General features: G+C 40.6%; 17 protein-coding genes. 6 read left to right on the forward strand and 11 right to left on the reverse strand.

What is annotated here, in order from left to right:
* Position 1: 1 nt before the first annotated feature.
* The 4 genes from CGC64_RS15990 to CGC64_RS16005 all read right to left on the reverse strand — a co-directional run bounded on the left by CGC64_RS15990 (position 2) and on the right by CGC64_RS16005 (position 6,275).
* On the reverse strand, positions 2-1,165 hold the full coding sequence (locus CGC64_RS15990; protein ID WP_005678579.1) for a 6-bladed beta-propeller: 1,164 nt from the start codon (positions 1,163-1,165) through the stop codon (positions 2-4).
* A gap of 35 nt (positions 1,166-1,200) precedes the next feature.
* Complete coding sequence (locus CGC64_RS15995) at positions 1,201-2,775, reverse strand: tetratricopeptide repeat protein (RefSeq protein ID WP_005678577.1); 1,575 nt, start codon at positions 2,773-2,775, stop codon at positions 1,201-1,203.
* A gap of 185 nt (positions 2,776-2,960) precedes the next feature.
* On the reverse strand, positions 2,961-4,601 hold the full coding sequence (locus tag CGC64_RS16000; RefSeq protein WP_005678576.1) for a C69 family dipeptidase: 1,641 nt from the start codon (positions 4,599-4,601) through the stop codon (positions 2,961-2,963).
* Positions 4,602-4,622: 21 nt separating this feature from the next.
* Positions 4,623-6,275, reverse strand: a complete 1,653-nt coding sequence (locus CGC64_RS16005) for a M23 family metallopeptidase (protein WP_032855338.1) — start codon at positions 6,273-6,275, stop codon at positions 4,623-4,625.
* A 197-nt stretch (positions 6,276-6,472) separates the two neighbouring features.
* Here CGC64_RS16005 and CGC64_RS16010 point away from each other — a divergent pair, with 197 nt between their 5' ends.
* From CGC64_RS16010 to CGC64_RS16025, 4 genes are all read left to right on the forward strand, one after another.
* Complete coding sequence (locus CGC64_RS16010; RefSeq protein WP_005678573.1) at positions 6,473-9,103, forward strand: zinc-dependent metalloprotease; 2,631 nt, start codon at positions 6,473-6,475, stop codon at positions 9,101-9,103.
* Positions 9,104-9,136: 33 nt separating this feature from the next.
* Positions 9,137-12,445, forward strand: a complete 3,309-nt coding sequence (locus CGC64_RS16015; protein ID WP_005678571.1) for a SusC/RagA family TonB-linked outer membrane protein — start codon at positions 9,137-9,139, stop codon at positions 12,443-12,445.
* Between the two features lie 12 nt (positions 12,446-12,457).
* A complete protein-coding gene (locus CGC64_RS16020) occupies positions 12,458-13,789 on the forward strand; it encodes a RagB/SusD family nutrient uptake outer membrane protein (protein ID WP_005678569.1) in 1,332 nt (443 codons plus the stop codon).
* Positions 13,790-13,920: 131 nt separating this feature from the next.
* The gene (locus CGC64_RS16025) at positions 13,921-15,576 is read left to right on the forward strand and encodes an IS1182 family transposase (RefSeq protein ID WP_005677245.1); all 1,656 of its coding nucleotides are present in this window, start codon (positions 13,921-13,923) and stop codon (positions 15,574-15,576) included.
* A gap of 310 nt (positions 15,577-15,886) precedes the next feature.
* Here the strand turns inward: CGC64_RS16025 and CGC64_RS16035 are convergent, their stop codons facing one another.
* The 7 genes from CGC64_RS16035 to CGC64_RS16065 form a co-directional block, all read right to left on the reverse strand.
* Entirely contained in the window at positions 15,887-16,822 is a 936-nt protein-coding gene (locus tag CGC64_RS16035; protein ID WP_005678567.1) for an NAD(P)H-dependent flavin oxidoreductase, read from the reverse strand.
* Positions 16,823-16,992: 170 nt separating this feature from the next.
* Positions 16,993-17,709 carry a DUF4858 domain-containing protein gene (locus tag CGC64_RS16040; protein ID WP_005678565.1) on the reverse strand — a complete coding sequence of 239 codons (717 nt, stop codon included), beginning with the start codon at positions 17,707-17,709 and terminating at the stop codon, positions 16,993-16,995.
* Between the two features lie 39 nt (positions 17,710-17,748).
* Positions 17,749-18,270 (reverse strand): DUF4943 family protein, encoded by a 522-nt coding sequence (locus tag CGC64_RS16045; protein WP_005678564.1) that lies wholly within the window; start codon positions 18,268-18,270, stop codon positions 17,749-17,751.
* Between the two features lie 12 nt (positions 18,271-18,282).
* Entirely contained in the window at positions 18,283-19,335 is a 1,053-nt protein-coding gene (locus tag CGC64_RS16050) for a porin family protein (RefSeq protein ID WP_005678563.1), read from the reverse strand.
* Entirely contained in the window at positions 19,319-19,870 is a 552-nt protein-coding gene (locus CGC64_RS16055; protein WP_005681548.1) for an RNA polymerase sigma factor, read from the reverse strand. Before CGC64_RS16055 ends, CGC64_RS16050 begins: the two co-directional genes overlap by 17 nt.
* Before the next feature lie 250 nt (positions 19,871-20,120).
* Positions 20,121-20,969, reverse strand: coding sequence for a carboxylating nicotinate-nucleotide diphosphorylase (nadC, locus tag CGC64_RS16060; protein ID WP_005678561.1), 849 nt, complete (start codon positions 20,967-20,969; stop codon positions 20,121-20,123).
* Positions 20,962-21,354: a DUF4783 domain-containing protein gene (locus CGC64_RS16065; RefSeq protein ID WP_005678560.1), complete on the reverse strand. Its 393-nt coding sequence runs from the start codon at positions 21,352-21,354 to the stop codon at positions 20,962-20,964. The genes nadC and CGC64_RS16065 overlap by 8 nt, the downstream gene beginning before the upstream one ends.
* Positions 21,355-21,481: 127 nt before the next feature.
* Between CGC64_RS16065 and rlmH the strand changes: the two genes are divergently transcribed.
* A complete protein-coding gene (gene rlmH, locus CGC64_RS16070) occupies positions 21,482-21,955 on the forward strand; it encodes a 23S rRNA (pseudouridine(1915)-N(3))-methyltransferase RlmH (RefSeq protein WP_005678559.1) in 474 nt (157 codons plus the stop codon).
* A gap of 732 nt (positions 21,956-22,687) precedes the next feature.
* Positions 22,688-25,897, forward strand: a complete 3,210-nt coding sequence (locus CGC64_RS16075; protein ID WP_005678558.1) for a SusC/RagA family TonB-linked outer membrane protein — start codon at positions 22,688-22,690, stop codon at positions 25,895-25,897.
* The last annotated feature ends 13 nt before the right edge of the window (positions 25,898-25,910 follow it).

Raw genomic sequence — 25,910 nt, forward strand, 5'->3', positions numbered from 1 at the left:
TTCATTTGAATTTGTACAATATGAGTAAAGGATTATCATCTACTGTCATCTTCTCCGCCACCTTCTTCAAGTTTCCCGTCAACTTTCCTTTCTCCAACATATCCAAAAAACGGTCAGTATCCCACGAATCGAAAACACATTTTTCAGGTAATGCCGATAATACGCCTCCCATTCGCATTGAACGGGCGGGCGAATAGTCTTGATTCTCAAATTCCAAATCATATACTTTCTTCTCAACCGTATCATAAACAAATTCTTTGGTATCAAACGAAGTTTTCCCCGGTTCATACTTTTTCAATGCAGTCGACATTAACAGATAGTTCCCAATCTTGGCATAACATTGCATAACGAGTCTTGGCTCGGAAGCATCTGCTTTCGGAGTACGTACAAACAACGAGGTCAACTTATGATTACAATAAGAATAAACAGTATCACCTGCCAAATCTGCAAAGATAAACTCCGAACCGCTATTTGCTAACGGATAGAGAGACATTGAAACGGTAGCCGTCTGTCCCCCTTGAGTAATATAAATGCGTTTTCCCACACGTTTGTGGATAGTTACCGGAAGGCGGGAAACAGCTCCGTTCTTTTTCGAAATCAGTAAATAGGGACGACTATTGGGCTGTTTATCTTTTCTATCCAACATATAACTATCGTAACCCAACAAATGTTGCTCATCACAATTGTACATAATTTCAATCCGTACATCTTTGGGGATAGACAAAGAACGCTTGTATTTTCCCTCTATCGAATAGACCTGTATTTTATTAGATATGTCAAGCAGAAACAACTCTTTAGCCTTTTCGTCCAAGCGTAACTGCAAAGGATAGTTGTATTCTTCCCCACTCCCTCCTTTATGATTAAATGTATGGCATATTTTCCCTTTTCTGTCGAATACGAAGATTTGCCCTTCATTGGCATTATACGTTGTTATATAGTGTTCGGTAAATGAACAATGCAGAGTAGCCACTCCGTCCAGCAACACTTTATCCGATGTTTCCAGCGGAATGTATTCAGCAGTTGCAATATCTTGCAATACTAATTTCTTTTTCGGATATTCCTTAGTGATATCAATAGTCGGCAGTTTGGAAGTCATCTGCCCCGACTGAGCCGAACCGGCAACGGCAAGGCATAAAGCTAAAAAGGTAAATAATAGTCTTTTCATGGCTGTTTTATATTTAAAGTGAAACAATCTATATACTATTTTTTATTCTCATTAAGAAATGTTTCCAGCACATCGTTAGGGCCCAGTCCCAGTTTTTTCTTTATACGTTGCTTGGATTTAGTCACAGAAGTATTATCTATATTGAATAATATCCCTAAAGCTGAATTGTCAAGCCCGGCATGAAGCAAATAACAGATTCTTCTGTCATGCTCTCTCAATAACTCACAACCATTCAGTCTGGCGGAAATATTCCCATAAAACAGGTCAATGAGTTCAAACAATCGGTTCCATTCTTCTTGTGTCTCTATGATTCCATAATAAGGTTCACTTTTCAATAGCCAAAGTTGTGTGAAAGCGGTAATCCGTTGTGAAGAAATAGATGAGTTGGTTCCCATTTGAAGTTGCTGTAACAATCCTTCCCTATCGGAATGCAATATATGCAGTTGTTTCATCAACAACAAATTCTCATGTTGCAGATTCTCATAATTTATAGATTTGTTCTTTTCTTCACGTAACAGTAACGCATTCTTCTGCTGAGTTCCTTTCAAATCACTGATAATACGCCTATTCTTTTCTATTACAGCTGTGTAATTCTCTATTTGACGCTCATTGTCACGTAAACGTTTCATAACACCAGCCAATACCTTCTCTTTCTTCCACTTCTCCCGATAATACAAAACCAACCCTACTACCAGCAAGCAACATGAAATTGACAGAATGATCAAATAATACATACGCTTTCGAAGTTGCTCATTCTGCAATTGCTGATTCTCCCATTTAAGACGTTCTTTTTCATAATTCTGTCCTAAAGCACGAATCGTCGAAGAAACCGAAATCTGTTTATCAAGCGAATCTTTACACTGGATATAATATTCGGCATACTTAACGGCAGTGTCCGGATGATTGGTTCTCTTCTCAATTTCATATAAAAGCTGATATGCACTCGAACATATATACATATCGCTCGTCTGAACAGCTTTCTTCAACCAAATTCTCGCTTCTTCGGCATTATTCATACCGATATAGTACTCCCCTGCAAGCAAATTGGAAAAATCGTCATCAGATACGCTATCCAAACACTTCAACATCAGACGAGGTGAATAATCGTAAAATCCCGCCTTTGAATAGATAGCTTCCAGTTCTTTGGATATAGTATGCAGTAACTTCTTATCTTCCAAGCGGGAAGCCACCTCAATAGCCTGCTCATAATAACAGGCTATGCTATCGGAATGATGCAACACCAAGTTCGTACGCCCTATATTACGCAATGCCAATGCCAACCGGATATTTTCTCCCGTCAATGCATAAATCGACGCACTTTGCCGAAATAAATCGAGTGCATCATAATAAAGTTCACGATATAAATAAACAATTCCGAGACGATCACTAGCAGCCGCTTCCAACGATTGTTCTCCCGTTTGCTTAGCTAATTCCAACGAACGATAATAGAAGGCTATTGAATTTTCCTCATTACCAACCTGACGGCAACTGTCACCCTTCTGTAACAGAGAGGCTATCTCTTCCCTCTCTACTTCAACAGATGATGACTCTTGGCAAGAAACAAAGAGTAATGTGATAAGCAAGTAATATATAATAAAGATGATTCGCATAGTAGTTGGTGTTTGAAATAGAATAAGGCAAAGATAGGCAGCAGCAGAAAAGAATCCAAATATTTGGAATGGACAAATACATGGCAAATACATTACTGATTATCAACATAATAAAAATCCACATCACCCGCAAAGCAGAAATGATGTGGACATTATATATGATTTAATAACAACTAAAACAACTATTATTCCGGCACTTCATATCTTTTTCCTGTCTGCTTCACATATTCTTCCAGAAATTCTTTCGGATACCCCGGACGAATAACACCGGCAGGCTGTCCGATAGAATTACGTTCAAACTTACCGTCCTTTACTCGTTTCACTACTCCGTCGTTATACTTCACAATCAGGAATGTGCCTAATTGTTTCCAAGTATCGAAAGTACTCTGAGCCGTCATATTGGTATAATTCGTCAAAAATTCAACTGCAGCAGACTTATCTTTAGCCAAAAGTCTGGCAGCCATTTCTTCTATGCCCTCCTGAGCATTATTGAAAGTCGTTTCCAGTTCTTTTTGAGTTGCACGTACATCATCAATCATCAAACTGTAACGGGGATAAACCATATTAGACACCCAATTGAAAATCCAGAAAGCCGAATTCCATGAGAAAGTGATATAATCAGCTCCGTCCACACGTGTGTAACATACCGGAGCTTTAGTTGCACAGCAATAAACAGGTGTGAACACCGCCATATTCGCATCATCTACTCCAAACCAAAGCACACCACCTATCGGATCGGGTTTATTGGCACGCATCTGCGCCACAAATACAAAGCCGCTTTGTTGAGTGGAAATCGGACGTTCGTTGAAATATTCCCGGTCGCCTACTTTGAAATTCAGAGGAGAAAGACGATAGGGAGTCTTGTAAAGACCTGCCCCGAAATCATTGGAAATATCGAGAGGCGTACCTTCATAATGGTCACGCATCATGTCTTTTACATCCTGCACGGAAAGCTTATGCTTCGGCTTCACAAAAAGAGGCATTGGGGTATTAGTCTTTCCTTCTATATAAGGAAGATAATCTTTACCGTTATCTGTAAATTTATTGAAATAGCTCCACACACGAGCTTCACAGAAACGACGGGCTCCGAAATCCAACGGTGCATACGCATTGGCAAAGCTGAAATCCTTATTCACACCACTGAAATAGCCTTTCTCACGGGCAAAAGATACGACATCCGGCGAGTATATACAATTCTCCTTGTCGTTCATATCGAACTGATGAATGCGTGATTGGTTGGCGTGAGCCGAGATACAGTCATCCGGCACACGTACAGCTACCCATACTGCTCCACGGATACCGGGACCTTTACCAATCATTTCCATAATCCAAATTTCATTCGGGTCGGCAATGGTAAAAGATTCCCCTTCACTGTAATAACCGTATTGCTGTACCAAATCAGTCATCACCTTAATCGCTTCGCGAGCTGTACGCGAACGTTGCAGACCAATATAAATCAGACTTCCATAGTCGATAATTCCTGTAGAATCAGCCAATTCAGGGCGTCCGCCAAAAGTTGTCTCACCAATAGTAACTTGATATTCATTCATATTACCCACTACATTGTAAGTCTGGCGTGCCTGTTCGATTTCTCCCAAATATTTACCGGTATCCCATTCGTACACTTTCAACATGGTTCCTTTAGGATATGTAGCAGCAGGATAGTGATAAAGTTCTCCAAACAGGCCATACGAGTCGGCAGAATAGGAAACGATAGTCGAACCATCAGTCGATGCATTCTTGCCGACAATTAAATTAGTACAGGCGAAAGTATCCGCCACTGCCGCCAGGAATAGAGCAGCACAAAAAATAAGTCTTTTCTTCATATATGATTTTCTTTTAATAATTTACCAGATAAAACTTTCACGGGATACGGTTTCATTTCCGCAATAATCAGTTACCGTAAATTCAACGATATGTTTTCCACCTTTCTTCACACGCTTCGGATCAAGTACACATTCCCAATACGATTTCACAATATTCGGTCGTCCGAAAAGTGCATATTCGCCGTCAATCGTTCCACGGTAGGATGCAATACCCGTTCCTTTGTCCTTCAAACGATAGACAATCTTTCCGGTTCTTCCCCATTGCTTCTTATTAACAGGAATAATTTCAGGCGGAATTGTGTCAATGGCAACCGTATAAGTTCCCAATTCACGAATAGATGCCTTCATGTATCCGTCTTCATACTTTCCACCGACACTATATTTTCCTCCTCTCGGGGTGACACAGACTACATAATATTTTGTAGTATCAGTTATTGGCTTTCTACGTAAGCCAATACGCAATTCACAGCTTGCATGAAGCGGAATCGGTTTGTCATTTAACTGATATGTAAACGCAACAGCACCGCTATCAGCTTTTACTTGATAATTAAGGGGGGCATCGTCATATAACATTCCTTTGGGAACAACCAGATTCAAACCCGGCTCTTGCAGATAGTTTACCTTATCCCACGCAAAAAAATACTTTTCGCGATGTTGCAATGGCTCAAGCGGTTGTTTTCGCCCCCTAACCGTGAAACTATATTTAGAAGTATTGCCAAAAACGTCCTTCAGAGTATACAAGAAGCGATAATCGCGTTCTTCATCAATAGTCACCAAACCACGATTAGTGTTCGATGCCTTTAATAAACGTAATGTATTTCCCGGCTCGATGAAGGATTTCATATATTGCCCGCAAGTCCAAGAGTTAATCATCCGGTTTTCTTCTTGTGAGAAACGATCGACAGTACTGCGGAATACTTCTTTCTCATCTACTGTAAGCACTACAGAATACACTCCGTAATGATTGCTCACTCCATCCATATAGTCATACGCCTTGATGCCTGTACCTATCACACCCCATGCTTCCACCGGACGTCCGGTGTTCGGAAGAATCATTTTATTTTCTTGCTTACCATCCACTACTCCTTTACCAAGTTGAGGAAAAAACATTATGCCGTCCGCTTTCGGAGCACGCGTATCTTTTATTTTCGTTTTGAAAAAAGGCATGGGATCTACATAATCTCCCGTCTCCGTTTCAAAAACATCCAAATGAAGATGCGGTCCGAATGAATAGCCGGTATTCCCACTCCATGCTATTTGTTGTCCCGCTTTTACTGGATACTCATCCGGTTCGGGGATAATCTCTACTTCCCAGTTTTCATTTTCATATTGCAGTTTTTCCACCCTTTCGGCAATAGGGGAAATAAAACCGCTCAAATGACGATTGATAGTAGAATAACCGTTATGATAGCAGACATCAAGTACATAGCCCGAACCATTCGTCACACGGATACGTGAAATATAGCCTTCTGCCAATGCACGAACAGGTTTACCGATTACTCCTCCCGTTTTAAAATCCAATCCGCCGTGAAAGTGATTAGAACGGATTTCTCCGAAGTTTCCGCTCAATGTAAGAGGAAAGTCAAAAGGTGGTACAAAGGTGGCTTGCTTCTTTTCTTGCCCATATCCTCCGATGCAGCAAGCCAACATCAAAGTGGTGATATATCGTCTCATCATTCCATTCACTTTTTACTCCCGCAAATGTACACTATTCCCACTAAACTACGAAATATCCGAAAGGAATGATAAGCGGAAATACTAGTTAATAATCCTTTTTATTATTATATTCATTGCAAATCTGTAGCAATTATGTTATTTATATTAGTACTTTTGTGCCCGATTTTAATAATAATTAAACATAAAAGGACTCAATGAGAATGTATGTAAAGGTAATGGCAGCGGTCATTGCATGTATATTGATGAGTGGAGAAACACACTCAACATCTGCAACTATCCCTGCTACAGAAAATCAGAGTTGGTTTAAAAAGAGAAAGAAGAAACCAGAGCAAGAGGAGAAAACCAAAAGCGACTACGAAAAGCTTGTGGAAGGTAGCAAAATTACCAAAGGAATGTTTGCTGTTCATCAAAAAAAGAACGATTATTATTTTGAAATTCCTACATCACTTTTAGGACGTGATTTATTAATTGTCAATAAACTGCAACGGGTACCTGCCGAACTGAATGACGCAGGAGTGAACCGCGGAGTGAACTACGAGAACCAAATGGTTAGTATGGAATGGGACAAGGCAACCGGCAAACTGATGTTTCGCCAACAACGCCCATTACCACTGGCTCCTCAAACGGACGCTATCTTCCGTTCGGTAAAGGACAATTTTATCTCGCCACTGATTGCCGCTTTCAAAATAGAAGCTATCAATCAGGACTCCACTGCATTGGTGATTAAAGTGAATGATATTTACGATGGTACGGAAACCAGTATCAATAATGTTTTTACAAACATTAATTTAGGGACTTCCACTATCAAGAACTTATCACGTATTTTGTCGATCAAATCTTTCCCTAACAACGTTGTAGCAACTTCTGAGCTGACCACTAAAGTGACAGAAGGAACGACAAGCGTATATGTGACGGTGGAAGTTAGTTCCTCTATTCTTTTATTACCGGAAAAACCGATGACAGGACGTTTCGACAATCAGAAAGTCGGCTACTTCACCAATCCGTTATTAAGTTTCAGTGACGCACAACAAGGAACGGATAAGAAACAATATATTACCCGTTGGCGTATGGAACCCAAACCAGAAGACCGGGAAGCATATCTAAAAGGTCAGACAGTAGAACCTATTAAGCCAATTGTGTTCTACATCGATAATTCGACTCCTTATCAATGGCGGTCATACATAAAGAAAGGAATAGAAGACTGGCAGACTGCTTTCGAAAAAGCCGGTTTCAAAAACGCAATTATCGCTAAAGAAATCACAGACAGTATGCATGTAGACATGGATGACGTCAATTACTCGGTACTGACTTATGCTGCATCAGAAAAGAAAAACGCAATGGGACCTTCCCTACTCGACCCTCGTTCGGGAGAAATTCTGGAAGCAGATATCATGTGGTGGCACAATGTACTTTCTATGGTACGTGAATGGATTACTGTTCAGACAGGAACTGTTTGTCCGGAAGCTCGCAGCGTACAATTACCTGATTCGTTAATGGGAGATGCCATTCGTTTTGTTGCTTGCCATGAGGTAGGTCACTCACTAGGATTGCGTCACAACATGATGGGTTCATGGGCATTCCCAACAGACTCATTGCGTTCTGCGGCATTCACTTCCCGAATGAATTCGACTGCTTCGTCTATTATGGATTATGCGCGTTTCAATTATATCGCCCAACCGGGAGACGGTGTAACAGTACTGTCCCCGCATATCGGTCCTTATGATATGTTTGCTATCGAATATGGATATCGCTGGTATGGCAAGAATACTCCGGAAGAAGAAAAGGATATTCTTTTCGATTTTTTGAGTAAACATACAGACCGTCTTTACAAATATAGTGAGGCACAAGATGTACGTGACGCCGTAGACCCGCGTGCCCAGAACGAAGATTTGGGAGACGACCCGGTTCGTTCGTCACAACTTGGCATTGCTAACTTGAAACGTATCGTTCCGCAAATTCTTCAGTGGACTACTACCGGAGAAAAGGGACAGACTTATGAAGAAGCGTCACGCCTCTACTATGCCGTCATCAACCAATGGAACAATTATCTATATCATGTACTTGCCAATATCGGCGGTATTTATATTGAAAACACCATAGTAGGCGACGGAGTGAAAACCTACACATTTGTTGAAAAAGAAAAGCAACAGGCAGCCCTGAAATTCCTAATGGATGAAGTCCTGACATATCCTAAATGGTTATTTGATACGGAAGTCGGACAATATACTTATCTGCTCCGCAACACTCCGATCGGAAAGCAAGAAAATGCACCCACTCAAATCCTTAAGAATGCACAAGCCTATATTCTTTGGGATTTACTAGGCAATACCCGCCTAATGCGTATGATTGAGAATGAATCCGTCAACGGTAAGAAAGCATTCACGGTAGTTGAACTAATGGACGGACTCCACAAAAATATTTTCGGTATTACTGAACGCGGAGGTATCCCTAACGTTATGGAACGCTCTTTGCAGAAAAACTTTCTGGATGCATTACTTACCGCTGCCGCAGAGCCCGAAGCTGTAAAAATCAACAAGAAGATCGCCAACGAACATTTTTTGCTTGACCATACCACTCCTTTCTGTAGCTGCTATGCTGCCGAACAACGTGCACTTCGTCAAGAAGACCGCATGGGTGCTCCACGTGTACTCAATTTTTACGGAAGTCAACTTAACCGCATTTCAGACGCCATTTCTGTAAAACGTGGTGAATTATTGCGTATCAAGAAGTTATTGCAAAATCGTCTGGGGACTTCCGATACCGCTACACGTTATCATTATGAAGATATGATTTTACGTATTAATACCGCTTTGGGAATCAAGTAAAACAAACCTGTTAATTAAACTATCTTACAATTAATGAGAATCAAATTTTTGTGCATTATTATATGCTTATTTGTGAATGCACTGGTTTTTGCCAGTGCTACCAACCACACGATAACTGGTGTTGTCATTTCTGGTGAAGACAATGAACCGCTAATTGGTGCTTCTGTATATGTTCACGCCGATGATCTGAAAAAAGCCGGAGTATCACAAACCTCTTTGGGTACTATCACTGATATTGACGGTAAGTTTTCTATTTCCGTTCCGGAAAAAGTGACTCGTATTCATTGCAGCTATATTGGGTTCGAAGAACAAGCGATTATATTGCAAGGAAATAAAAAAAACTACCGTATTGTACTACAACCTTCGGCACATGCTCTGGCGGATGTGGTAGTAACGGGATACCAGACATTAGAACGTCGAAAATTAACGGCAGCTATTGCAAAGGTAGAATTATCTGATGCCATGATCGGAGCGAATAAAAGTATCGACCAAGCACTAACCGGACAAATCGCCGGCGTAGCCGTCACAACAACTTCAGGTGCACCAGGAGCTCCGGCACGTATCCGTATTCGGGGAACGGCTTCTTTAAATGGAACCCAGGACCCGTTATGGGTATTAGACGGTATGCCCTTAGAAGGAACAGATATTCCTAAATTAGATGATGCAACAGATAATGATATCGTCAATATGCAACAATCATCTATTGCAGGATTAAGTCCAAATGACATAGAAAGTATCACTATCTTGAAAGACGCTGCCGCTACTGCAATTTATGGCGCACGTGCTGCTAATGGTGTCATCGTAGTTACAACCAAACGTGGAAGAACAGGAAAACCAATCATTAATTTCAACACGAAATTAACTTATACTCCTAATCTAGACACTTCCCGTCTGAATTTGTTAAATTCACAAGAAAAAGTAGATCTAGAACTACAATTATTAAAAAACAATCAAAGCATATATCCCAACAAAGGTGGCGTTGCAACCATTTTGAATAAATACAATTTAATGAATCAATATCTGCAAAATGGTTGGGAGGGATTATCCCCCGAAGCTCAGAATGCTATCAATCAATTAAAAACGATGCAGACTGATTGGAATGATATATTATTTAGAGATGCTTTCACACAAGAATACAATATAAGTATTTCAGGAGGCACAGAGAAAACAACGTATTACAACTCATTAGGCTACTCCAAAGAAAATGGTAATGTACCGGGAGTTAGTATGACACGTTTCAATCTGACAAGTAAGACTTCTTATCAAATCAACAAAATATTAAAAATTGGTGTCTCTATTTTCGCCAACAGACGAAAGAATCAAAACTTTGTATCTGATAAGTATGGTTATTCCAATCCTGTATTCTACTCTCGTACGGCCAATCCCTATTTTTATCCGTATGATGCAGAGCACAACTACCAATATGATTATGATATCCTCCCTGGAGATGAACCTGACTTAAAACGTGGATTTAATATCTTTGAAGAACGAGAAAATACAGATAATGAAACAATCATTTCTTCATTCAATTCAATCTTCGACACAGAACTACGTTTTAACGATCAATGGAAACTCAGTTCTCAAGTTGGTATTCAATGGGATCAATCTTCTCAGGAACAATATGTAGGAGAAAATACATTCAATATGCGTAACATACGCGAAGATAGTAGCTATGACGAAAATCAATACATTGTTCCCAAAGGAGGAATGCATACTGTAAATAATGCTACGACTTCTCAAATTACATGGAAAGTACAAGGAGAATACAAAAATACATTCAATGATATCCATGATATTCAAATAATGGCAGGTTCTGAAATAAGAAAGAACTGGTATAACACTCAATTTACAGCCGGATATGGTTATGATCCCAAAACATTGACAACAAAGCCACTGAATATCAGAAATGACAAGGATGCAGAGAAATATAAACTACATACTAAAACTTATCAAGAAAATGCTTTTGCGTCCTTCTATACTACAGGTTCATATTCATTCATGAGCCGCTATACGATAGGGGGAAGTGTACGTATGGATGGCTCTGATCTTTTCGGAGTAGATAAGAAATATCGCTATTTACCAATTTATTCAATTAGTGGTATGTGGCGTGCCTCCAATGAACCTTTTATACAACGATACAAATGGATTGATAACCTGGCAATTCGTCTTTCTTACGGTCTGCAAGGAAATATCGATAAAACTACTTCACCATTCCTAGTAGGATCCTATGACAATGTAGGACTCTTACCCGGATATGACAAAGAACAAACTATCCAAATAGAAGGTGCTCCCAACAGCAAATTACGTTGGGAAAAAACTGCTTCATATAACCTTGGATTAGATTTCTCCGTATTAAACCAAGCAATTAATTTAAGTGTAGACTATTACTATAGAAAAGGAACGGACCTGATTGGGAAAAAACTTCTGCCGTTAGAAAACGGATTTGAAACAATGACGATTAATTGGGCCAGCATGGAGAATAAAGGAGTAGAAATAAATCTGCAAACACGCAATATTACCACCAAAAAATTTTCATGGTACACAACATTCAATTTTGCATATAACCAAAATAAAGTACTGAAAATTAATACTCCGGATTCACAAGAAACTCCCAGTCTTGAAGGTTATCCTGTCGGAGCTATTTTTACTTTGAAGACTGATGGCATTGATTCTGAAACCGGACGTATTCGCGTAAAGGCAAAGAACGGAAAAAGCATGTTTCTTGAAGATTTATATAAAGTAGCAATAGACGAATGGGGAATCGGAATCTATACTCCTCAAGTATCAACTCTTGAAGAAAGAGAATTCTATAGCTATATAGGAACATCCGACGCTCCATATACCGGAGGATTTATGAATACCTTTAATTATAAGAGTTGGGAATTGAACTTGAACTTCTCCTATAATTTTGGGGCTTATGTAAAAACAACACCTTCTTACAGTCTGACAAAATTTGATGCGAGCCGCAATACCAATCGGGATATTCTGGATAGATGGACTCCTGAAAACAAAAATGGAAAATTCCCCGCCATATTGACAGCTGCTTCTAATCCTGCAGAATATAGTTTGTTGTTTGATCAACCACGTATTTACAACTCCTTAGATATTTGGGTCAAAAAGTTAAATTATATACGTTTGCAAAATATACGTTTAGCTTACCAGATTCCTTCAAAGTTACTAAACAGAATAAACATCAACGGAGCAACCGTCGCTGTAGAGGCACGTAACTTATTTGTATTCGGTTCCAGCTACAAGAATTATCTGGACCCTGAATCAATGGGAAATCTGTATGCAACTCCCATTGCAAAATCAGTGACATTCAATTTAAGCCTAAACTTCTAAAAAAGAATAAGCATGACTAAGAAATTATATATTACTTTTGCATTATTGGGAAGCCTATTAATAACTTCCTGTGACAGTTTTTTAGATATCCAACCTATAGGAAAAGTAATTCCAAATACTCTATCAGAATATCGGGCATTGCTAACAGAAGCATATTCCCAGCCTCTCTTCGACAGAGGAGTTACTGAATTTCGTACCGATGAGGTGACAATCAGAGATAATGAATATGATCAAAACTATTATTCGGAAATTGAGAAATGGAACGACTCTAATCCTATTCCCGGTACACGTGAATTTGCTTGGAGCAATTATTATAGCATTATCTATTATGCCAACGCCATAATAGATAATAGAGATAAAATAACAGAAGGAACTCAGGAAGACATCGATCAACTTGTAGGAGAAGCATATCTACTTAGAGGATATATGCATTTTCTATTAGTGAATCTTTACGGACAACCATATACAAAAGACGGAGCTCCGGAAACTAAAGCAATTCCAATAAAGTTAGATATTGATTTGGAAAAAACTCCGTCCCGTAATACTGTTAGTGAAGTATATACAGCGATTTTAAATGATATTGAATCAGCTCGTAAATTGATCCATTGCAAAGAGTGGGAGAAACAATACTCATATCGTTTTTCAACTATATCGGTAGATGCTATGGAATCACGCGTATATTTATATATGGGAAAATGGCAAGAAACTTATAATAGTGCAGAAAAGGTCTTATCACAAAAATCATCATTAGAAGATTTTAATAAAGAGAATTCTAAAATTCCCAATGATTTTCAATCAACAGAGGTCATCACAGCCTATGAATATGTATGTAAAGATGTCGATAAAGCATTTAGAGCCACACCTATGCTGAAAGAAAAATATGACAGAAATGATTTACGTCCTAACAAATACTTTGACGTAGCAGACAAAAATGGTAATTTTCCTGTTCTAAAATGCGGTTCTACGCAATTCTCATGTTCTTTCCGCACGGGAGAAATTTATCTGAATGCAGCAGAAGCCGCTGTTCACTTAAATAAGCTCTCGGAGGCTCGTGGTCGATTATTAAAGCTTATAGAAAACCGATATACCCCGGAAGGTTATACACTGAAAAAAAATGAAATAGAAGCAATGTCCCAAGAAGCGCTTCTTGCTGAAATTCAAGAAGAACGTACTAAAGAACTCGCTTTCGAAGGTCATCGTTGGTTTGATTTACGACGCACTACCCGCCCACGCATTGAAAAAGTTATCGATGGTAAAACGTATATTTTAGAGAAAGACGATGCACGCTATACATTGCGTATTCCACAGGCTGCTATTGATGCTAATCCAGAATTACAGCATTAATAATCAAGACTAAGACGGAGGTGTGTCAAAATGCGCACCTTCTTTTTTTTAAGCACAAAGCCCCGACTTTCACAAGCTGGGGCTTTGTTATTACCTAAAGATTTTGTATCTTTAGGCATAAGATTTTCACTATGACAAAGATACATTTTCGTCCTTATAATTCCAACCAAACAGTGCTTTTTCCTCAAAGAATTGACGAGGATATTGCAGAGCATGATCCAGTTCGGATGGTTGACGCTCTGGTTGAGAGCCTGAACCTTGAAAGTTTCAGGAAGTTGTATAAGGAATGCGGCCGCAGCCCTTACCATCCCAGGATGATGCTCAAGGTCATTCTCTATGCCTATATGAACAACGTCTATTCCTGCCGGAAAATTGAAAAGCTCCTTCATCGTGACATCCATTATATCTGGCTTGCCGGATATGAGAAACCTGATTTCATTACCATCAACCGTTTCCGCAACCGGGTGAAAAAGGAAATCAACGAGGTATTTACCCAAACCGTACTCCTTCTCTCTTCCAAAGGCTTCATCAGGCTGAATGTGGAATACATTGACGGGACAAAGATTGAGTCCAAAGCCAATAAGTATACTTTCGTCTGGCGAAAAACGGTTGAGCGGAACTGTGAACGCCTGATGAAGAAGATACATGTCCTGTTAGGGCAGATAGACGATGTCATCGCCCAGGAGAACTCATCGGAAAGCAATGAGGAGATTGAGTTCACTCCGGCCATGCTGACTGAGATGGCTGGAGAATTGCGGAAAGCACTTGAACAGGTTCCTGAGCCCTCCACGAAAGAGGAAAAGACTGCGTTGAAAAAGAAACGCAAACAGCTGAAGGAACTGGAAGAACACAGGGACAAGCTGCAGGAATACGACAACCGTCTGAACACGCTACAGGACAGGAACTCCTATTCCAAAACGGACAAGGACGCTACTTTCATGAGAATGAAGGAGGATGCCATGCGTAACGGCCAGACAAAGCCCGGTTACAACCTCCAGATCGGCACCGAGAACCAGTTCATTACCGATTTTGCACTCTTTCCGAACCCTACGGATACACTGACCATGATACCTTTCCTGCAATCCTTCTCAAGCAGATATGACAGGTTGGCCCATACGGTGGTGGCCGATTCCGGCTACGGTTCTGAGGAGAATTACCGCTTCATGTCAGAAAACGGTATGGCGGGCTACGTCAAATACAACTACTTCCACATGGAACAGCGGCCGAGATTCAAACCGGACCCGTTCAGGGCGGAAAACTTCTACTACAATGAAGAACAAGACTTTTGTATCTGCCCCATGGGACAGAAGATGCAAAGGATAGGGACTAGACATGTGAAAACAGCATCCGGATATGTCAGCGAAAATGCCACGTACAGAGCCATCAGATGTGAAGGCTGTCCGCTAAGATGCCGATGTTTTAAAGCAAAGGGGAACAGAACGATAGAGTTGAATCACAGACTCAGAAGATACAAGCAAAAAGCCAAAGAGTTGCTCTGCTCAGAGGAAGGACTGAAACACAGAGGACAGAGATGCATAGAACCGGAAGCCGTGTTCGGACAAATGAAAAACAATATGAATTACAAACGTTTCCGCCATTTTGGAAAGGATAAGGTCTTCATGGACTTTTCCTTCTTTGCCATTGCCTTCAATATAAAAAAGATGTGTGCAAAAATGACTAAAGAAGGTATGGATTGGCTGATTAGACCGTTTTATGAGCTTACAGTTGCTCTATTTAGATGTTGCGAACACATAAACCAAAGAAATCCTCAAAATATCGCAGCTTAAAGAAAATGAACCGATTTTTATAGTCAATGAAAAAAAAGAAGGCGCATCGTGTATTACGACACACCTTCAATAGTCAACAAGAAAGTACTTCCTTTCAGATATGATCTTGCAGAACCCTTTAATAATAACATAGCACGAGTGGGTCTCTATGGAAAAAGCATGAAAATCAAAAATAGGACAATGAATGTCTATAAACAACCACTCTATACACTACTTATTCATCTCAACGCAGACGACATTCTGTTCTAAAACATGAGGTTGTGTCTAACTTTTGGGGTGCACTTCAAAATGCCGGCACAACCTCATTAAACTACAAATAATCTTTTTTCGCTGCCCGTTGACAAGCTTCCACTAATTCTTTCATGACCTCTGCCACAGGCTGCTGACGGGAAATTATCGACGATACTTGTCCTATTTCCAGTTCTCCTTCTTCAAGATCTCCTTCAAAGATGCCTTTTTTGGCACGCCCCCGTCCCAATAAAGTTCTTAATTCTTCCATAGAAGCTCCACTATCTTCGGCCTTCTCTACAGCTTCCCGGAAACTATTTTTCACAAGACGAGTCGGAGCTAATTTTTTCAACAGCAACTTAGTATCCCCCTCACCCAGACTCAAACAATATTCCTTGAATAGCGGACTTGCAGAACTCTCATCAGTCAATGCAAAACGAGTTCCTATCTGAACACCTTCAGCCCCTAATACCATAGCAGCCAGTATTCCTTCTCCCGTAGCGATACCTCCCGCTGCAATCAAAGGTAAAGTCGTTGCTTCACGTACAGCAGGAATCAAACAAAAAGTAGTAGTTTCCTCACGCCCGTTATGTCCGCCGGCTTCGAAACCTTCCGCTACCACTGCATCTACCCCGGCCTCCTCACACTTCACAGCAAAACGGGAAGAAGAAACGATATGAACAACCGTAATTCCACGCTCTTTCAACCATCCTGTCCATGTTTTCGGATTCCCGGCAGAAGTAAAAATAATCTTCACTCCCTCTTCTACCACAATATTCATGATTTCTTCTATCTGCGGATACATCAAAGGAATGTTCACACCAAAAGGAAACTCTGTAGCTACACGGCATTTGCGAATATGCTCGCGTAAAATCTCCGGATGCATAGAACCTGCACCAATCAGTCCCAAACCACCAGCGTTACTCACTGCGGAAGCAAGCCTCCAACCACTGCACCATACCATTCCACCTTGAACAATAGGGTATTGAATCCCCAGAAGAGAAGTAATTCTATTCATAATTAATAATTTATCAATGTGCTAATTTACTAATATACCGGCTAGAATAACCAGCTAAATTACTAATGCGCTAATACAACAATATACAAATATATAAATTATTCAATTACAAACGTTCCCTAGTCAGTATATTGTCGTATCGCGACATTAGCACATTTATATAAACACCCTCAACGGATAATCTGTTCAATAGGTTTATTAATCAACACCGTGGTAGAATCCCCATAAGCTCTCAAAACTTCCAGCGTACGTTCACGACGATCTCTTCCTTTCTTATCCCAGAAGTTCTTTGTAAAGACAGCCATCAGATCAAGTCCTCCAATAGTTCCTCCATTGATATACACTCCGCTACCACCAAACAAAGGAATAGGACTATCCGTCACCACCGAATTCACCATCATCCCATTGGCACGTTCACTTAACTGACGGAACCGTACTCCGCTCGCCTGTATTTCCTCTAAAGACTTCCGTATACCTTTTGCCATCGGATTCCGTGCCCAGTTGGTATACGATCTTTGCTGTCGAATCTCATAGAAAGGATCTCCCCGCCATGTATTCTTATCCACCCTTATCTTTTTTTGATAAACCGGATCCCAATTAAAACGGGTATTAGCCTTATATGGCATCAAAGAAAGAACTACCTTTGGTTTAGGCAATGCTTCGGGAAGCGATTCGTCAGGCAGCATCCAGCTTTTCTCCTCCGACATCCGGGGAGTACCCACCGCACTGCCGAAATCAATCTGCCTAACTGCTTTCGGATTCAGCTTCAACTCCTCACTGCTCTCCAATAGCTTCTGCAATTTGAGTGAATCCTGTACAGACCACTGGGCATAGCATACCACTGTCAGCAGCAGTGATACTGCCGATATAAATAAACGTTTCCTCATTTTTATTGTTTTTTTATTTCCCGAAGATTCTCCTCTTTTTTACCACCAGCGATACCCTGTACCACAAAGCGGTTCATCGTAACACGGGTCAATCGTCCACCGCGTCTTCGGGTATTGTCTTTCTTCCCACCAACGACGGTAGCAAGCGGCAGCATCAAGTACTTCTTCGTCTGTCAGGAAATAGAGTGCTTCATAATTCTCGGCATTAGCCAACACCATTTTGCAACCCAACGACGGAGGTGTACCTTGACGAATAGATTCAATCACCCAAAGCATACACTCACCTAAACGGATTTTACCATTATTCATATTATAAACCGACGGGAAAGAAGGAATAATAGTCAGATCTTCCGCATAGTTCAGAAGTTCGGGAATATCCTCTTCCGTAAAATGAGGGACCTCCACCACTCCTTTGTCATTCTTCATCTTATACGTACCCGTCTTCAATTGCTTCACAAAAAGGGTAACATCCGGATTGTTATAATCCATTTCTTCGCTGCCGCACCCAGTAAAGGATACAATCAGGCAAATAGCCAACAGCATTACAAGTGTTTTTTTCATTTTCTTCAAGGATTAATACGTCATGCGAAGTCCGCAAAGCAAATTAAAATTAGTCGGCCGTTTCGTGCGTACCGTAGCTAGTTTCGAATCAGTTTTGAAATGATGAGAAACACCCGGTTCGGCAAAAAGCGCGAGGCGATCATTTATCTTATAATTAATTCCAATACCAGCGGTCACAGCCAATTGGACAGGTTCTTCTTTGAAACTGTTGTCCGGTGCACCGGCAATGCATTTATCTATAATTCCTCCTACTGTAGCGTAAAGGTCAACTTTTTTTGTATCCAACAATGTCACGTTAATTTTGACGGGAATACCAAGATAATGTAAATGCTGCCCTGCCGAGCGGAGATTTGAATAAAGCAATCCGGTTTCAATACCCAGATAATCATTTAATTTCCGTTCTACGGTTACACCTACAGAAACCGGCATTTTATAGACGCCATCCTCTGCTGGAAGTGCCGTACCAACTTGGGCTTTCATCGCCCAGCGGTTTTTCTTTGTAGAGATCTTCCGGACTGCTGATTCGCCCATTTCATATTGTTCTTTTCGCGAATCCGATGATTCCGTATTACCATTCGTTGCCTGCCAATAGCCATTATGGCCTTGGTTTCCATATCGGTTTCCATTTCCGGTGGAAGTCGTAGCCGAGAAAGAGAACGACATAGAGAAGGTAATGGAAAGCGAATCTTCTTCTGTGTATTGAGACAACATTCCATAAGATTTAGGAGCCGGTTTCGGCAACACTGGTTCTACCGGCAACGGTAGTTGATTGACACGTATTCCATCTCCGTCCAACTGCCCTCCGTTCGCCACGGCTATCTTGGTAAATGCTTCTTCCATTTCCTCTTTTGGAGAAAGATATAAGAAGGTAGCCGATGAAGCCGCCAAGACAAGCAACACAGATGCCGCAGCTGCTACACGGAAGAGTAGTAACCGACGACGTTGCTGGCAAGCCACAGGAATCTCCTGTGAGAGTTCTTCCCAGAAGCCGTCCCGGACATTCATCCCGGCATCAGCGAGACGAGTGCGAAACAGATCGGTTATTTCATCATTTTCTTTCTTCATGATTTCTATACTCTTTAATTCTTTTTGCTAATAAATACTTGGCCCGGTGTAACTGCGAAGTAGACGAGTGCTCTTTAATATGAAGCATCTTGGCTATCTCCTTGTGTGACTTCTCTTCAAACACATAAAGGTTGAAAACGGTTCGGCATCCATCCGGTAATTCGGCAATAAAAGCCATTAATTGTTCCTCTGAGATTCCAGCCCCTCCTCCCGAGTCCGATATATCAGGTATGTCGGGAAGCTCATCTTCATGCACCACCAACTGACTGACTCGTTTCTTACGCCGCAAATAATCGAGCGACTGGGTGACCATTACCCGGGTAATCCATGTGCTAAGCGAAGATTCGCCCCGAAACGAGAAGTTGGTAAAAATCTTAATGAAACCATCATGCAATACATCGTGCGCTGCATCCATATCGCCCGTATAGCGGAAACATACCGCCAGCATCTGTTTGGAATAGAGGGTGTAAAGTTCCTTCCGGGCTGAATCCTTTCCTGCCCGACAGCCCTTTATCAGTTCTATCTCGTTTTCCAAGTCAATTACCTTTTTTTAAAAATCGAACGTATGTCTGCGTCGTTTGTCCATTAGACGCAAGAATTTGAGGAATGCTGCAATGAATATTGCTAAAAGAAGTTAAAGAGACGATAAATAATAAATGGAGAAAAAGAAAAGGTGAACGATAAACGGTAAACAATGAACAGCACTATACACTACCGTGCTGCAAAGTATTCACCATTGACTGTTTATCGTTCACCGTTTACTGTTTATCGTTTACCGCTTATAATCAGCATGCCTTGAAACTCATATCCAGCCCTTTCACCGAATGAGTCAAAGCTCCTACCGAAATAAAGTCTACGCCACATTCGGCATAGTCTCGAAGAGTATCAAAAGTAATACCGCCGGAAGATTCGGTCTCATATTTACCTGCTACCATCTCTACTGCCTTTTTCGTCATTTCAGGAGTGAAGTTATCAAACATAATACGGTCCACACCACCCAAGTCGAGAACTTGTTGCAGTTCATCAAAGTTCCGAACTTCAATTTCGATTTTCAGATCTTTGCCCTTTTCTTTACAATATTCTTTGGCACGGGTAATAGCTTTATCAATACCTCCGGCAAAATCCACGTGATTATCTTTCAGGAGAATCATGTCGAAAAGTCCGATACGATGATTTACACCACCGCCAATCTTTACTGCCATTTTTTCGAGGATACGCATTCCGGGAGTTGTCTTACGCGTATCTAACACATGAGTACGGGTACCTTCCAATTTCTTAGCGTATTTGCGGGTCATTGTCGCTATACCACTCATACGTTGCATCACGTTCAGCATCAGGCGTTCAGTCTGAAGTAGTGACTGCACTTTTCCTTCTACCAGCATTGCCACATCACCCGGTTCCACTTCCGTTCCATCGTTGATAAATACCTCGACTTTCATCGTAGGATCGAAACGATTGAAAATTTCTTTGGCTACTTCTATACCTGCCAGCACACCGGCCTCTTTGATAAGCAATTTTGATTTTCCCATAGCAGTAGCGGGAATACATGAAAGGGTGGTATGATCCCCATCCCCTATATCTTCTGCAAAAGCAAGATCGATCAGCTTGTCGATCAGTTCTTTTTCCTTATTCATTGATTTTGTCAATTCTTATTTGATGTATTAAATATTGATTCTCCACTTTCTTCAGGAAGCAGTTTACACGGAAATTTCCTCTGGTAGTAGCCAATGTACCAATAATGAAACTCGATTCATCCCGTTTTCCCTGATGATTTACGTTAAATCCGCTGACTTTATTCTCCGTAAAGAAATCTTGCATCATAGCTGTTGCTTTCTGCTTGTCAACGTTTGTCGAGCGACCCTGGAGCACCAAGTTTACCTTGCCCCCCATATACTTACTCAGCTCTTGCGAACTTCCTCTTTTAAATGCCGTAATCACTCCTGCCGGTATCTCTTGCGCCATAAGCAACGAGATAGAAAGAAGCAAAGCGGTCATTCCTACAAGCACTCGTTTTTTCATAAATACAAGCTTTAAAGTTGAAGTTTAAAGCCTTAAACTTTCAACTAATGATAGGCAAAGGTAATCATTAATTGCAGAATAACATAAAAAATGCCTATTTTTGTGCATTAATCAGAATAACAGACGTATGAAAACAATCCTGCTCGTCGTTGGACGAACCGTAGAACAACACTATATAACTGCCATTAATGACTATATTCAGCGCACCAAACGCTATATTACTTTTGATATGGAAGTAATCCCCGAACTAAAAAACACAAAAAGTCTTTCAATGGAAGTGCAGAAAGAAAAAGAAGGAGAACTGATATTGAAATCACTCCAACCGGGAGACGTAATCGTATTACTTGATGAACATGGAAAAGAGATGCGTTCTCTCGAATTTGCCGATTATATGAAACGAAAAATGAACACAGTCAACAAGCGGCTAGTTTTCATTATCGGAGGCCCTTATGGATTTTCAGAAAAGGTATATCAAGCAGCAAACGAAAAAATTTCAATGTCGAAAATGACTTTCTCGCATCAGATGATCCGATTAATATTCGTGGAGCAGATTTATCGGGCAATGACGATACTGAATGGCGGACCGTATCATCATGAGTAATACTTAACGAACAAATCACAGAGGAATGAAGTACTACCCTCTTTCATGATTTTCCTGTATACATACAGGAATATTCATGGTTTAAAATACTGAGCTAAGATAATATGAAACTGCGCCCTACTCAATAATAATTATTCCCAAAGAGAGACATTTGCCGAATATCATATAGTTTGTAAATACGAGGGAATGAGTAATTTAGTATGTATTTGTTATATATGGAAGAAGTAATTAGTTTATTTAGTTCTTGCAGAACTTATTACATGTTCTAAATTAAGAGTTGTTTTTCACATCATATTACATTGGTTAATTAGGTTATATTTATAATAGGCAACAAATTTTATGCGCAAAGATAACTATTTATTTGAATAACACGCAAGAATGCATATTATTTTCTTTATGAATTAAAAAAAATATTTTTGCCTTGTGTCATTCCCGAATCCCCCAATAAGCATTTTATTGTGATTAGTATATAAAATAGGTATAATACACTACATGGCTTATTAAGATAATTAATTGAATATCAATATTTAAGGCGCTTATCTCGGTAGAACAATAGTACCATAATCTTCTACCAGACCGCTTCACAAGGGTTTCTCATGCAACCGTGTGCTATCGGAGTCATCCTAAAAAACTTGATAATGAGGTTGTAGACATGTAATAAGTTCTGCAAGAACATATTCAACCTTTAACTCAATCTACAATTAACCAAATGTTAAATCTAAAAGAAAAAGCATGAGACAATTTCATTTTTTTTGTAAACAACGGTATTTGAAGTATACTGTTCTGTCATTGCTTCTTTGTCCGCTTTCTTCCTCTGCAGCAGAGGAATGGAAGGATGTGAAAGGAGAATCTACTACTAAAATTGTTGAATCGACTCAACAGAAAAAGCAAAAGCGTGTTATTACCGGTGTAGTAAGGGATGGCGATACCAATGAACCTATTATTGGAGCTTCTGTTTGGCTAAAAAACAGTTCGGTAGGTGCTGTGACCGATATAGACGGTAAATATTCTATCACGATAGAAGGTGTAGGTGGAGTACTTGAATTCTCTTATATCGGTATGAAGAAGCAGGAAATTGCAATCATAGACCAAAAGAGTATCAATGTCACTCTTCAACCCGATACTGAAGTATTGGACGAAGTTGTTGTTGTCGGATATGGTAGCCAGAAGAAAGAAAGTGTTGTTGGGGCTATCTCAACGCTAGACATCAAAAAACTGAAAGTTCCCGGAGCATCAATTTCAAATGTGTTGGCAGGTCAGTTATCCGGTGTTGTGGCTATGACCCGTTCGGGAGAGCCCGGCAAAAATAGTGCCGCGGATTTCTACATTCGTGGTGTATCTTCCTTTAAGGGAACTTCCACTCCGTTAGTGCTGGTAGATGGCATCGAACGTGATCTTGATCTGGTAGATACAGACGATATCGCTTCATTCTCCATTCTGAAAGATGCTTCGGCCTCTGCCGTTTATGGTGTACGAGGTGCCAACGGAGTAATCTTGATTACTACTAAAAAGGGAGAAGAAGGTAAGCCGGCAATCAATGTACGCACAGAGTTTGGTTTTACCAGTCCTACCAAACGTCCGAAGATGCTCGACTCAGCAAGATGGGCGGAACTTTACAATGAAGCTTCTTCAACCAAGTATTATTCGGACGAAGTCATGCAGAAATATAGAGAACATAGTGACCCCGATCTCTACCCGGATGTAGACTGGTTTGATGCTTTGTTCGACGACATGGCTGAAAATCAACGAGTAAATCTGAGTATCACCGGTGGTGGAGACATCGTGAAATATTATGTTTCAGGCTCTTTCTATAATGAAAGCTCTATCTACAAAAATGCAGGAAACATATATGGATACGATTCATCTATTAATTACAACAAATTCAACTTCCGTGCCAATATAGACCTCAACCTGACCAAAAGCACAGTACTGAATGTCAATCTGGCTAATATCTATGAAAAATCGTTTGGTCCCGGATTTGGTGACAACGATAACGACATTTGGGGATATACGTTCAATGCTTCCCCTAACGCATTCCCGATAGAATACTCTGATGGAAAACTTTCAGGACCTTCTACCGATTCCGGTTTCAACCCATGGAATATGCTGGTTCACTCCGGATACCGTGAACAGTTCTGGAACTCGGCACAAGCACTTGTCGGTGTTACGCAAGATATCGGTAAACTTTGGAAACCGTTGGAGGGATTAACTGCCAACTTGAAATTCTCATGGGATGCGTGGAACACTACCTTGCAACGCCGCTCCAAAACACCGACTTTCTATCATGCCCGTGGGAGAGACGACCAAGGCAATCTGATATATGACGATAATAATGGTGACGGTGAATGGGACCCCGTACATACCGGAAGTGAGTCTTTGGGATTCGCAATCGGACGTAGCGGAACGATGACACGTTATTTGGAAGGCTCATTGAACTACAACCGTTTGTTTGCAGAAAAACATCGTGTAGGCGCATTGTTACTATACAATCAGAAAATACATACTAACACACAGGCCGGTAGCGGAGACGCTGCACTTCCTTATAAAAACCAAGGTTTGGCAGGACGTGTTACTTATGCATTCAAAGATACATATTTTGCTGAAGTAAATGTCGGTTATAACGGTTCCGAAAACTTTGCACGCGGACATCGTTTTGGCTTTTTCCCTGCAGCAGCTATCGGTTGGATGATGTCTAACGAGAAGTGGTTTGAACCTATAACTAACACTGTTGATATGTTAAAGTTAAAAGCTTCTTACGGTAAAGTAGGTAATGATGACATCGGCGGACAGAGAAGATGGGTATACGAATCTTCTATTGTAACAGGAGGAAACTGGCAATACGGTCAAAGTGCCAACCAAGGAGGTGATGGTATTCGTATTGGTGAAGTTGAAAACCTGAACGCATCTTGGGAAGAAGCTCTGAAATTGAACGTCGGTATCGAATTCTCTTTATTCAACAAGGTTAAAGTACAGGCCGATTACTTCCGTGAAGAACGTACCGGAATCTTCCTGCAACGTGCCGGATTGCCTGCCATTGTCGGTATTTCCACTATCCCTTATGTCAATATCGGTGAAACACTGAACCAGGGTTTCGATAGTAATATCGAATACTCACAGAAGATAGGTAATGTTTATGTAACGGCAAGAGGTAACTTTACATATAATCGTAACAAATTGAAGAACAACGACGAACCTGACTGGGAATATAAATACCAAAACAGAATAGGCAAACCTTTTGGTTCAGGTGGTTCCATGCAGCCTTTCGGACTCGTAGCCTTAGGGTTATTCCAGAGTCAGGAAGAAATAGACAACAGCCCTGTACAAAGTTTCGGAGAATACCGTGTAGGTGATATTAAATATCAGGATATCAATGGTGACGGAGTTATCAACTCTCAAGACCAAATCGCTATCGGATATACTAACTTACCGGAAATCATGTATGGTTTCGGTGCTACGGCACAATGGAAGAACTGGGATTTCAATGTATTCTTTCAAGGAGCGGCTCGCACAAGTTTCTTCTTAAGCGGATCATCAGTTAAGAGTCTTTTCTCTTCAGGAAACTTGGAACGTTCGGCTGTGAACGAAAATATATACAACAATGTATGGATGTCCACTAATACCCCCGAACAGAATGCAAATGTACTCTACCCGCGTCTCAGCAATGGTAGCGGAGGTGCCGGAGCATCTAACAACACTCAAACTTCCACATGGTGGCAACGCAACGGTTCTTTCATACGATTGAAGAATATGGAAATTGGTTATACACTTCCCAAATCGTTGACAAGTAAAACATTCATTAAGTCTTTCCGCTTTTATGTGTCGGGAAGTAACCTGTTCACATTTGCTCCATTCGATATGTGGGATCCTGAAAAAGGTGGAGGAGAAGGTTCCGGCTATCCGTTGAATCGAGTGATCACTATCGGCTTCAATGCTAATTTCTAAATCTTATAACTGT

Origin of the sequence: Bacteroides caccae, assembly GCF_002222615.2 — a bacterium.
Taxonomy (GTDB): Bacteria; Bacteroidota; Bacteroidia; order Bacteroidales; family Bacteroidaceae; genus Bacteroides; species Bacteroides caccae.